This window comes from Cryobacterium lactosi (assembly GCF_004403945.1).
Classification (GTDB): Bacteria; Actinomycetota; Actinomycetes; order Actinomycetales; family Microbacteriaceae; genus Cryobacterium; species Cryobacterium lactosi.
In genome coordinates, this window is record NZ_SOHM01000025.1 from 115418 (window position 1) to 126870 (window position 11453).

Annotated in this window: 9 protein-coding genes and 1 riboswitch; of the genes, 5 read left to right on the plus strand and 4 right to left on the minus strand. The window is 68.0% G+C overall.

Annotation, left to right across the window (positions count from 1 at the left end; all coding sequences use genetic code 11):
* Positions 1-61 precede the first annotated feature (61 nt).
* Together E3T61_RS11170 and E3T61_RS11175 are read left to right on the plus strand one after the other, a co-directional pair.
* Entirely contained in the window at positions 62-2686 is a 2625-nt protein-coding gene (locus tag E3T61_RS11170) for a zinc ribbon domain-containing protein (protein WP_134640925.1), read from the plus strand.
* 27 nt (positions 2687-2713) lie between these two features.
* Complete coding sequence (locus E3T61_RS11175) at positions 2714-3202, plus strand: GNAT family N-acetyltransferase (protein ID WP_134640926.1); 489 nt, start codon at positions 2714-2716, stop codon at positions 3200-3202.
* A 102-nt stretch (positions 3203-3304) separates the two neighbouring features.
* Here E3T61_RS11175 and E3T61_RS11180 read toward each other — a convergent pair whose 3' ends face one another.
* Positions 3305-4141, minus strand: a complete 837-nt coding sequence (locus E3T61_RS11180) for a DUF222 domain-containing protein (RefSeq protein ID WP_241992518.1) — start codon at positions 4139-4141, stop codon at positions 3305-3307.
* Positions 4138-4860, minus strand: a complete 723-nt coding sequence (locus E3T61_RS11185) for a hypothetical protein (protein WP_134640928.1) — start codon at positions 4858-4860, stop codon at positions 4138-4140. Before E3T61_RS11185 ends, E3T61_RS11180 begins: the two co-directional genes overlap by 4 nt.
* A gap of 185 nt (positions 4861-5045) precedes the next feature.
* Positions 5046-5144, plus strand: a riboswitch (glycine riboswitch).
* A gap of 216 nt (positions 5145-5360) precedes the next feature.
* Between E3T61_RS11185 and gcvT the strand changes: the two genes are divergently transcribed.
* From gcvT to gcvP, 3 genes are all read left to right on the plus strand, one after another.
* Entirely contained in the window at positions 5361-6536 is a 1176-nt protein-coding gene (gcvT, locus tag E3T61_RS11190; protein WP_134640929.1) for a glycine cleavage system aminomethyltransferase GcvT, read from the plus strand.
* A gap of 114 nt (positions 6537-6650) precedes the next feature.
* A complete protein-coding gene (gene gcvH / locus E3T61_RS11195) occupies positions 6651-7022 on the plus strand; it encodes a glycine cleavage system protein GcvH (protein ID WP_134640930.1) in 372 nt (123 codons plus the stop codon).
* Between the two features lie 62 nt (positions 7023-7084).
* The gene (gcvP, locus tag E3T61_RS11200) at positions 7085-9982 is read left to right on the plus strand and encodes an aminomethyl-transferring glycine dehydrogenase (RefSeq protein ID WP_134640931.1); all 2898 of its coding nucleotides are present in this window, start codon (positions 7085-7087) and stop codon (positions 9980-9982) included.
* A gap of 72 nt (positions 9983-10054) precedes the next feature.
* Here the strand turns inward: gcvP and E3T61_RS11205 are convergent, their stop codons facing one another.
* Together E3T61_RS11205 and E3T61_RS11210 are read right to left on the minus strand one after the other, a co-directional pair.
* On the minus strand, positions 10055-10870 hold the full coding sequence (locus E3T61_RS11205; RefSeq protein WP_134640932.1) for a CPBP family intramembrane glutamic endopeptidase: 816 nt from the start codon (positions 10868-10870) through the stop codon (positions 10055-10057).
* Positions 10867-11259: a thiol-disulfide oxidoreductase DCC family protein gene (locus E3T61_RS11210; RefSeq protein WP_134640933.1), complete on the minus strand. Its 393-nt coding sequence runs from the start codon at positions 11257-11259 to the stop codon at positions 10867-10869. Before E3T61_RS11210 ends, E3T61_RS11205 begins: the two co-directional genes overlap by 4 nt.
* Between the last annotated feature and the right edge of the window lie 194 nt (positions 11260-11453).

Sequence of the window (11453 nt, forward strand, 5' to 3'; positions counted from 1 at the left end):
GCCGGACTTGGGGGCTGGCCAGCTTTTTTCCGCTACGCTTCAAGCGAAAGCTGGGGGAAGCATGGACAATTCACCATTGGGTGGGAATCTCAATTCCGGAGACGATTCCGGAGCGAGCGCGGCCGGCGCAGACGGTACCGACAGCGCCGACAGCGAGGATCGTGGAGACGGCACTCCGGGCGCCGCGCTGCCGACAGCGCCGACCGGACCGACCGTGGGCACCCGCCTCGCATCCCTGGTGCGGGGAGTGCCCGGCGAGCGATTCCTCGCCGCCGCGGTCGCCTCGGCAGTGGTCTATGCAGCAGCCTGGCTGTTGACGCTGGTTTTCACCCTGCTCGTGTTCGTGGCCGCCGCGGACGCCGACCTTGACTGGGGTCTGGCCTTCCAGGCTCCCGCCCAGATCGTGGGTCTGGCGGTTGCCGGCACGCTCACCGTCGGCGCCACCGTCATGGGAATCTCGGCGTCGGTCTCGGTGCTCTGGCTTCCGTTGCTGGTCACCGCCTTCCTCATCATCGCGACCGCGTTCGTCGCCCGCAGGGACGAACGGATCGCGCAGAGCCCGACTCGCGGCATCCGGTGGATGCTTTCGGGACTCAGCGGTGTCGTGCTGGCGCTCCTGGTCGTCGTCATCGCGGCCGTCACGCCGCTGGCCTACTCGCTCGGTGACGGTTCCGACACCGGGTTCGGTGTCCTGACCGGAAGCGGCGGGGCCTCCTCGGCGTCGATCACCGCGTTCCTCGGCGCTCTCGTTCTGGGCACCCTCGCTTCGTATCTGGCCCGGGCCCGGGTGGCCCGACGGGCCGCCGGCATCACGCCCGCGGTCGTGGCGCCGGCCGCCACATCCGCCTTCGCGGCGGTGCGCTCGACCCTGCCGGTGGTCGGCCTGCACTTCGGCGTGCTCGCCACGTTGATCACAGTGGTGCTGCTGATCTGGTCGGTGGTGAACGGTGGCGTCAACGCGCTTCTCACCGCATTCTTCTGGTTGCCGACCGCGGTGGTCGACAGCCTGGGCCTGGTGAACCTGGTACCGGTCACGCTCGGCGGTTCTCTGGCAGCGTTGAGCGGGCTGACCGGGTCACCGGCCAATCTCTGGATGCCCACCGAACTGCCCGCATGGGCGACGGTGCTCATCCTGGTGGTGAACGTGCTGCTCATCCTGGTGACGGGGACCGTGCTGCGCTTGCGACGCGCACAGCTGCGGTTGTCTGCGGCCATGTCGTGGGCCACCACGGTGGTGTCGTTCGCCATTGCCGGCATCGGGATCTCCATCCTGGGCACCGTCGCGGGCTGGACGAGTGTCGACATGGCCGGTGCTGAGGGCCTGGACGGCCTTCTCGGGGGTGCCGGTTCGCTGATCGAAGGCGCGGGTGCCGCCTCGGGCACCGTCGGGTTGGCGGGGTGGACGTTCATGGTCTTCGCGGCACTCGGCGCCCTCGTCGAGGTCGTTGCGCTGTTCGCGGCTCCGGCCCTCCTGCAGCTGCTGCCCGCACCCGTTCTGGCGAGGTGGGCCAAGCTCACCGGATTGGTCGGCGTGCCGTTCGCCGTGCCTGGCACTTACGTGGTGCCGGAAGCGATCGAGGTTCCGGTCACCAGTGACTCTCCAGCGGACGGCGCCGTTCCTCTCGCACGGGATGTGCCCGTCGTCAGCGATGCTCCCGTCGTCACAGGGGCGCCCGTTGTTGTGCCGATGACTCCCGAGAAGAAGCGTCAGGTGCGAATTATGCTCGCCGCCGTTGCCGGGGCCGTGGTTGTCGTCCTCGGCGCATCCATTGCCGTGTCGATCGTCAATCAGATGGTGTACAACCCGGAGAACCAGGTCGAAAGCTATCTGGACGCGATCGTTGACGGTGACGCATCGGCGGCGCTGGCACTCGGCGATGTCGACGCCTCGGCTCAGGAGCGCGTTCTGCTCACCGACAAGGTCCTGACGGCCACCAAGGGCAGGATCACCGGTTACACGATCACCGATGTCACCATCACCGGCGACACCGCTGTGGTGACGGCCAATGTCGACCAGGACGGTGTGAAGGACGAAGCGGCCTACCAGCTGCAGAAGTCCGGAACGACGGCCCTGTTCTTCAACAACTGGACCATGGAACCGGTCTGGCTGCCAACGGTGTCGATCGTGGTTTCGCCCGGCATCGAAACGATCGATGTCAACGGCACCGCACTCGAACTGAGCGCCGAGGTCCAGGAGAGCGGCTACCTGGAGGTCCCGGCCTTCGCCGGAGACTACGTTATCGGCAGTGCCGGGGACGACGAGTGGCTGGCCGCCGAGCCGCAGACGGTTCAGGTGGGAGTTGACACCGCGTCGAGCAGCGCACAACTGAGCCTCGAGCCGACCGCCAAGTTCGCGGCGAGCATCGATGAGCAGGTGGCCGAATACCTGGCCGGTTGTGTGGCGCAGAAGTCGCTGTACGCCGACAACTGCCCGATCTACGTCTTCGACTACGGCACAATCACCGATGTCGTGTGGAGCATCGACGAACCCGCCGTGACGTCCATGGGCAGCACGTACGGCGGCGAATGGTACGTCTCCACCGACGACCGTGGCTCGGCCACCGTGACCTACACGAACACGGACTATCGCGGCCAGGTGGTCCCGGAGACGGCCACCGTGGACTTCTCCATCAACGGCATCGTCGAAATGGTCGACGGCGCCCCGGTGTTCTCGAGCGGATACTGACCGGCCGGGCACTGGCATGCTGGACGGATGACTGAAGCTGTTTTCGACCTACCCGGCGGACCATTCACCCTGCGCCGGGCGGTCGCCGGGGACGAGGCCGCGATCGTCGGCCTGCTCGCCGACGACCGGCTGCGCTCCAGCGAGGAATCCACCGCGCCGGAGGACCTCGCGCCGTACCTTGCGGCCTTCGAGGCGATCAGCCAATTGGCCGATCAGTTCCTCGTGGTCGTCGACGATCCCGCCGGGAACGTGGTGGCCACTCAGCAGCTCACCGTGTTGCCCGGGCTCGCTCGTTCCGGCGCCACCCGGCTGCAGATCGAGGCCGTGCGGGTGAGCGCGACTTTGCGCGGCAACGGCCTGGGCAGCGCGATGCTGTCCTGGGCCGTCGAGTACGGTCGCGGCCGAGGTTGCCGGCTGGTGCAACTCACCTCCGACGCCTCGCGCCTGGATGCTCATCGCTTCTACGAACGCCTCGGCTTCGCCCCGTCCCACCTGGGTTTCAAACTGCTCCTCTAGTTTCTGAAACGGCCTAGTTTCTAGCACCGCGTAGTTGCTAGAACGGCGGGTCCTCGGGGACTGGTGCTGTCGGTGTCCGGGTTGGCCGGTGCCGGGGCGGCATCAGGTAGCTTTCCTCCGCGGGCCGTTTCCGGCTTTTCGGACCCACGACCGGTGCTTGTGGTCGGGGTGGTCCCATCGGGTTGGCCGGGTCGGTGCGGTAGCTGCGTTTCCCGGGGGAGGTCCAGAGCAGGATTCCGCCTGGTTCCTGGGTGACCTGCCAGTGGGAGAGGTGTTTGAGTCTGTGGTGGGGTTCGCAGAGGTGGGCGAGGTTGTCGCAGTCGGTCTTCCCGCCGCCGGCCCAGTCTTCGGTGTGGTGACGTCGGACTTCACCGCGGGCCTTGAGCAGCCGGGGAATCGGCAGGTTTCGTCGCGCACCCGCAGCCATGTCTTCATGGCTTTGGTGTTCTTGTGCTGGGTTTTGCCCAGCGAGAGTACGACCCCGGTTTCGGGGTGGGTTAGCAGCCGGGTGAAGCTGGGGGCGTGTCCGGCGATCTGCCGGGCGTTCTCGGGGGAGATCGGCCCGTAGCCTTCGAGGGTGGCGGGTTCCTCGTCCAGGCCGAGGAGGGTGAGCACGGGCACGGTGATCATCACGGTGCCGCGGATCCCGGCGCCCATTCCGTCCGGGGTGATGCCGTCCAGCAGCAGGGCGCGGGTGATGTCGGCGCGGAGCTGGTCGAGGGTGCGTTTCTTCTCCTCCGCATCCACATTCACCTCCGCATCCAGGTCCATAGGGGCGGGGTCGCCGGCTTTCTTCAGGTTCCCCGCCATGGAGTTGATCCGGTCGTAGGCGGCTTTGGTGTCGTGGGCGGTGCCGTACCAGTGCAACCAGCCCATCCCGTCCGGCGCCGCCTCCCACCGGCTGTGCCTTTCGGCGAGGGCATTGGTGGTGCGGGTCACGATGGATTCCGGGTGCAGCCTTTCCCGGAGCCGGCGGGCCCTGTCCGTGAACCGGCCACCGGGAGTCGCTTCGCGTCCGGCAGGACTTTCTCTTCGAAGGCCTCCTGGTCTTCGGTGGGCAGGGTGCGCATCTGGTCGATGAGCACGGTGGCGTGCCGGTAGCTGATCTCCCCGCTGGAGAGCGCGTTAAAGGTCGCCGGGGCTGACAGCAGCCAGAGGGACTGCTCCATCAGGTGTTCCACGGTGCGTTCGTGCATCCGGAGCAGGCACGCGGTTTCGCTCACGATGGTGCGGCGGGCCACCTCCCGGTCCTCCCACCGGCCATAGAAGGCTGCGCGGGCCTGGTCCTCGGTCAGGGTGGCCGCGTTCACGTCGGCCAGCCGGATGCTTTCCGGGTTGCCGTGCAGCCGGGAGGACACTTGCGGGTCCTCGCTCCAGCACTGCAGCTCCACGAGGAACTCGGCCTGCCGGGCCTGCGCGTGGGCGATGGCCCGGGCCTCGGCCGCGATCAGTGCGGTGCGGCGGGCCAGCTCCGTGCAGACCAACTCGTCCAAGGTCGGATTGGGAACGTATGGCTCGGCCGGTTCGGCCGCGGTGGACTCCGCCGACCCAGCTTGCACCGGGTCGACAGGAGCGGGGGTGTTGCCAGGTGGAGCGGACTCCGGAGAGTAATGGTCATCATCCGGAGTGGGCGGTGTTGCCTGGTCGGGGTTACTCATAGTGAGATCGTCTCACCTACCACCGACACTGCCGCCCCCCGCGGGCACACCCCAGCCGACTCATCCGCGAACCGTGAGAAAGGCACCGAAAATCGCGAAAACATGGGGCTCAACTCACAGTTCGCGAGGGGGAGCAGGTCAGATAGACTGCACTCTCAGAAGCAGCAAACTGAATATCGGGCCACACGGTCGATGCGGGAGAGTTCGACGTCGTCAAGACGAGCGAACACCGAAGGAGCAATCCTCCCCGACAATCTCTCAGGTACTCGTACCGCATCGAACGGGCCACTCTGAAAAGCGGATGAGCACAGCGCGTCCGGGCCTCGCCTCGCGGGATCCGGTCAGAACTGCCAAGTCCCGCCCATGGTGAAAGCCGGCGTCGTGCAAGCGACCCGGCGAAGCTCTCAGGCCAGACGACAGAGGGGGAGTTCCCAACGGGGTTCGAACGAGCCCCGGAGCAACTCGTCGGGCAGGTAGCCCGGCGACGAACCGGAGAACTCATGACCTCGGCCAGCCCTGACCTCACCCCCTCCTCGAACGAGCCTGCCCCGACCAGCGCCGCGACCGAACGGTTCTCGCCCCTGCACGCCGCGCACGTGGCCGCCGGCGCCAGTTTCACCGACTTCGCCGGCTGGCAGATGCCCGTGCGCTATTCCAGCGACCTCGCCGAGCACCACGCCGTGCGCAAGGCCGCTGGTCTGTTCGACCTGTCCCACATGGCCGAGATCCGGGTCAGCGGCCCGCAGGCCGGCGAGTTCCTCGACCACGCCCTGGCCGGCCAGCTCTCGGTGATTGACCTTATGCAGGCCAAGTACAGCCTGCTGCTCAATTCCCGCGGCGGCATCATCGACGACCTCGTCGTCTATCGCACCGGAGAGACCGAGTTCCTCGTGGTCGCCAACGCCGGCAACCACGACCAGGCCCTCGACGCCCTCACCGCCCGAGCCGCCCGGTTCGACGTGACCGTCACCGACGAGAGCGATGACACCGCCCTCATCGCCGTGCAGGGCCCCAACGCCCTCGCCATCGTGCAGGCCACCGCTGGTCTCAGCGTTGACGGCGATCTGGCCGGCCTCCGCTACTACCGCTCGATGACCGGCGGATTTGCCGGCTCCCCGGTACTCATCGCCCGCACCGGCTACACCGGCGAGGACGGCTTCGAGCTCTACCTGCCGAACGCCGCCGCCCTCGCCCTCTGGGACGCGATCGTCGTCGCCGGCGCCCCGCATGACCTGGTTCCGGCCGGTCTCGCCAGCCGCGACACGCTGCGCCTCGAAGCGGGCATGCCGCTTTACGGTCACGAGCTGACCACATCCACCTACCCCGCCCAGGCCGGCCTCGGCCGGGTTGTCAACCTCGCCAAGCCAACCGACTTCGTCGGTCGCACCGCCAGCGAGGAAGGACCCGCCGGCGACGCCCCCGTGCTCGTCGGCCTGGTCTCCGCCGGCAAGCGCGCCGGTCGCGCCGGCTACCAGATCTTCCGCAGCCCCGACGCCACCGAAGCAGAGGGTGTCATCACGAGTGGCGCACTCTCGCCCACCCTCGGTTACCCGATCGCCATGGCATACCTGCCGCCGGCGCTGGCCCGACTCGACACCGAGGTGTTCATCGACGTGCGCGGTACGCGTGCGCCGGCCACGGTGATCGCCCTGCCGTTCTACAAGCGCCGCAAATAGCGCAACTGCGCGCGGATGCCCGGCCCCGGGCATCCGCACACCCGATGTCGCGCCGCCGCGCATCGCCCCTGAACTGATCCACCCCCTGTGATCGCCCCTTTGAGAGGAAACCCCATGGCAGACAAGACCGAACTCCAGTACACAGCAGAGCACGAATGGGTGCTCGTTGACGGCGACACCGCCACCGTCGGTATCACCGCCTACGCCGCCGACAAGCTCGGCGACGTGGTCTTCGTTGAGCTGCCCGAGGTGGGCAGCGCCGTCGCCGCCGGCACCGTCGTCGGCGAGATCGAGTCGACCAAGTCGGTCGGCGAACTCTTCGCCCCCATCAACGGCACCGTCGCCGAGATCAACGACGCCGTCGTCGACAGCCCCGAACTCGTCAACAGCGACCCGCTCGGCGCGGGCTGGCTCATCAAGGTGACCTTCGAGACCCTCCCCACCCTGCTCAGCTACGCCGAGTACTCCGCCATCATCGGCGAATAACCTCACCCGATTCCTCCAGACCCGACCTGACCTGACCGACCCCGGAAAGAGCCTCTCCACACATGTCGCAGCCCTTCACCCAGCGTCACATCGGCACGGATGCCGACGCACAGTCCCGCATGCTGGCCGTCCTCGGCCACTCCAGCGTCGAGTCGCTCGTCAACGCGGCCGTTCCGGCCACCATCCAGGTCGAGCAGTACCGTCGCGAGGGTGACAGCACCCTGCCGCCCGCCGCCACCGAGCGTGAGGCCATCCAGGAGCTGCGCGCCCTGGCCGACAAGAACACCGTGAAGCGCTCGATGATCGGCCTCGGCTACTACGACACGATCACGCCCGCCGTGATCAAGCGCAACGTGCTGGAGAACCCCAGCTGGTACACCGCGTACACCCCGTACCAGCCTGAGATCAGCCAGGGCCGCCTCGAGGCCATCATCAACTTCCAGACCATGGTCGCCGACCTCACCGGCATGGCCACCGCTAACGGGTCGATGCTCGACGAGTCCACCTCGGTCGTCGAGGGCATGCTGCTGGCCCGCCGGGCGTCGAAGTCACCCTCGAACCGCTTCATCGTCGACGCGGATGCGCTGCCTCAGACCCACGCGCTGCTGGGCAACCGCGCGCACGCCCTCGGCATCGAACTGGCCGTGCTGCCCCTGGACGAGAGCACCACCGCGGAGGACCTCGGCGACTACTTCGGCATCTTCGTGCAGTACCCCGGAGCATCCGGCCGCATCTGGAACCCCGCCGCCGTGATCGCTCTCGCGCACGAGAACAAGGCCCTGGCCGTGGTTGCTGCGGACCTGCTCGCCCTTACCCTGATCACCTCGCCCGGCGAGCTCGGCGCCGACGTGGCCGTGGGCACCAGCCAGCGCTTCGGCGTGCCGATGGGCTTCGGCGGACCGCACGCCGGATACCTCGCCGTGCGCAAGGGTCTGGAGCGCCAGATGCCCGGCCGCCTCGTCGGCGTGAGCGTCGACGCCGCCGGCCACCCCGCCTACCGCCTGTCGCTGCAAGTGCGCGAGCAGCACATCCGCCGCGACAAGGCCACCTCCAACATCTGCACCGCCCAGGTGCTGCTCGCCGTGATGGCCGGAATGTACGCGGTCTACCACGGCCCCGACGGCCTCAAGGCGATCGCCACCGAGGTGCACGAACGCGCCGGTGCCCTCGTGGCGGCCCTCCGCGCCCTCGACGTCGATGTGATCAACGACACCTTCTTCGACACCGTGCGGGTGTCCGTGCCCACCGGCACCGCAGAGATCGTGGCCCAGGCCGCCGCCGCCGGGTACAACCTGCACCAGGTGGACGCGACGACCATCGGCATCTCGGTCGACGAGACCACCACCGCGGCCGACCTCACCGCCGTCGTCGGTTTCTTCGGCGGCCGCGACGCCTTCGGCCACGTCGACCTCGACGTGATCCAGCCCGGCCTGCCCGACGACCTCGCCCGCACCAGCGACTACCTCACCCACGCAGTGTTCAACACGCACCGCTCCGAGACGAGCATGATGCGCTACCTCAAGCGCCTCGCCGACTACGACTACGCGCTGGACCGCGGCATGATCCCGCTGGGCTCCTGCACCATGAAGCTCAACGCCGCCACCGAGATGGAGGCCGTCACCTGGCCCGAATTCGGCGGTCTGCACCCGTTCGCGCCGCGAGCCGACGTCGAGGGCTACCTCGAACTCATCCGCCAGCTCGAGACCTGGCTGACGGATGTCACGGGTTACGACTCCGTGTCGCTGCAGCCCAACGCCGGCAGCCAGGGCGAACTCGCCGGGCTCCTGGCCATCCGCGGGTTCCACCTCGCCAACGGAGACGTGGACCGCACGGTCTGCCTCATCCCGTCCAGCGCGCACGGCACCAATGCGGCATCCGCCGTGCTGGCCGGCATGCGTGTCGTGGTCGTCGCCTGCGACGAGCTCGGCAACGTCGACCTCGGCGATCTCCGCGCCAAGATCGCCGAGCACGCCGGCACCCTCGCCGCGCTGATGATCACCTACCCCTCCACCCACGGCGTCTACGAGCACGAGGTCGGCGCGATCTGCGCCGCCGTGCACGACGCCGGCGGCCAGGTCTATGTGGACGGCGCGAACCTCAACGCGCTGCTCGGCTTCGCCCGGTTCGGCGACTTCGGCGGCGACGTGTCACACCTCAACCTGCACAAGACCTTCTGCATCCCGCACGGCGGCGGCGGCCCCGGCGTCGGACCTGTCGCGGCCAAGGCGCACCTCGCCCCGTTCCTGCCCGGACACCCGCTCGCGCAGGACGACGAGCACTACCTGCTCGGCGGCACCGGCACCGAAACCGTCGTGCACGGCGGCGGCCCGGTCTCGGCCGCGCCCTACGGCAGCCCGAGCATCCTGCCCATCTCCTGGGCCTACGTGCGCATGATGGGTGCCGACGGCCTCAAACAGGCCACCGGCGCGGCGGTGCTCGCGGCCAACTATGTGGCCAAGCAGCTCAGCGGCCACTTCCCCGTGCTCTACGCCGGTGACAACGGCCTCGTCGCGCACGAATGCATCCTCGACCTCCGCCCGCTCACCGCGGCCACCGGGGTCACCGTCGACGATGTGGCCAAGCGCCTCGTCGACTACGGCTTCCACGCGCCCACGATGAGCTTCCCGGTGGCCGGCACCCTCATGGTCGAGCCCACCGAGAGCGAGGACCTCGGCGAGATCGACCGATTCATCGAGGCCATGATCGGCATCAAGGCCGAGGCGGATGCCGTGGCAGCCGGCACCTGGCCGGCCGATGACAACCCGCTGCACAACGCGCCGCATACCGCGCAGAGTGTGATCGAGGGGGAGTGGACGCACCCGTACGACCGCGAAACGGCCGTGTACCCGGTGCGCACACTCATCCGTAACAAGTACTGGGCGCCGGTGCGCCGCATCGACAACGCCTACGGCGACCGCAACCTGGTCTGCGCCTGCCCGCCGCCGGAGGCGTTCGAGTAAATCCCCGTCGCGAACTGAGAGAAAAGCCCCGAAAACGTCACGTTTTCGGGGCTTTTCTCACGGTTCGCGGTACTAGGAGGCGGGGGTCAGGAGGGCGGGCCACCAGAGGACCGCCAGGGGGTAACCGACGAACGAGAGGATGTCGAGCACCCAGTGTGCGATCACCAGCGGCATCACCCGGCCCCAACGCAGGTAGCACCAGCCGAAGACGACACCCATCAGTGCGTTGCCCACGAAGGGGCCGATGCCCTGGTAGAGGTGGTAGCTGCCGCGCAGCAGTGCCGCCGAGACGATGATGGTCCAGGCGTTCCAGCCCAGCTCCTTCAGCCGGGTGAACAGGTAGCCCACCACGATGACTTCCTCCACCAGCGCACTGCGGAGCGCGGAGAACACCAGGATCGGGATGGTCCACCAGAAGGTGTCCAGCGGTGACGGCACCACGGCCACGGTGAAGCCGAGCGCCCGGCCGGCCAGATAGAGACCGAGACCCGGGATGCCGATGATGAGCAGCAGCGCCCCGCCGCGCAGCAGGTCCCGGCGCGGCTGGGTGAAATCCACGCCGAGTCGCCGGAAAGAGCTGCGGCCCGGCTGCCAGAGCAGGTAGAGCACCAGGGCCACCGGGAACAACGCGAAGGCGATGCCGAGGAACTGGTAGGTGAGGTCGAGCCACTCCCGCGTCGACTGGGAACCGTTGATCGTGGCCGACTGGTCGCCAAGGGCGACCTCCGCGGTCAGCCTGGAGATGATCGACACGACCGAGTACACCGCGGATGCGCCGAGCGAGAGCCCGAGCACGATAGCGATCTCCCAGCGCAGCCTGACCCGCACCGCAGCCGGGAAGACTGCGGAAGTCGGGCCGGCCGGCCCAACGGGCCTGGCGTCGCTCATGCGGCGCCCGGCATCCGGCACGCGGGGGTGCCGCCGGGCAGCCGGTACCGGTACCGGGCTACCAGGCGATATCCGCCGTCCGCCATCCACGACCACGGCGGTACCGTGGCCAACCAGCCGAGCATGCGCAAAGCCGCATGCGGTTGGCCGCGCAACAAAGCCGCGACCGCTTCGGCACCGCCGTAGCGCCGCCCAGCGGTCACGAACCACACTCTGGACCTGGCCTCCTCCTCTGTGAGCCCGAAGGCCCCGAGGTCGGCCCACTGGAATGGCACGGTCGCGGGCACCCTGGGCATGGTGCGCTCCAGCCACCGCACGGCGGTCGTGCAGAAGCCGCAATCCCCATCGAAAATCAAGGTGGCGGGCCGTTCGGACAGGGGGTTCGACATCCCTCTATCTTGCGCCCTGACGGTTGCCCGGCGCACGCGCAAAGCTGAAACCGCTCTCATGAAATCGCTTGCACATGCTGCGGGGACCAAAGTCCCAAGCATCGTGAGAGATCCTCGCAAGATTCGCAGATAAAGCTGGAAATTTCCATCTCCGCGCAAGAATCGTGCGTCTTATGTTTCTGCTCGGTAACGTT

What these genes read in the sequence shown, in the direction of transcription:
- E3T61_RS11170 (WP_134640925.1), top strand. Translation starts at nt 62, where the DNA reads ATGGACAATTCACCATTGGGTGGGAATCTCAATTCCGGAGACGATTCC.
- E3T61_RS11175 (WP_134640926.1), top strand. Translation starts at nt 2,714, where the DNA reads ATGACTGAAGCTGTTTTCGACCTACCCGGCGGACCATTCACCCTGCGC.
- E3T61_RS11185 (WP_134640928.1), bottom strand. Translation starts at nt 4,860, where the DNA reads ATGAGTAACCCCGACCAGGCAACACCGCCCACTCCGGATGATGACCAT.
- gcvT (WP_134640929.1), top strand. Translation starts at nt 5,361, where the DNA reads ATGACCTCGGCCAGCCCTGACCTCACCCCCTCCTCGAACGAGCCTGCC.
- gcvH (WP_134640930.1), top strand. Translation starts at nt 6,651, where the DNA reads ATGGCAGACAAGACCGAACTCCAGTACACAGCAGAGCACGAATGGGTG.
- gcvP (WP_134640931.1), top strand. Translation starts at nt 7,085, where the DNA reads ATGTCGCAGCCCTTCACCCAGCGTCACATCGGCACGGATGCCGACGCA.
- E3T61_RS11205 (WP_134640932.1), bottom strand. Translation starts at nt 10,870, where the DNA reads ATGAGCGACGCCAGGCCCGTTGGGCCGGCCGGCCCGACTTCCGCAGTC.
- E3T61_RS11210 (WP_134640933.1), bottom strand. Translation starts at nt 11,259, where the DNA reads ATGTCGAACCCCCTGTCCGAACGGCCCGCCACCTTGATTTTCGATGGG.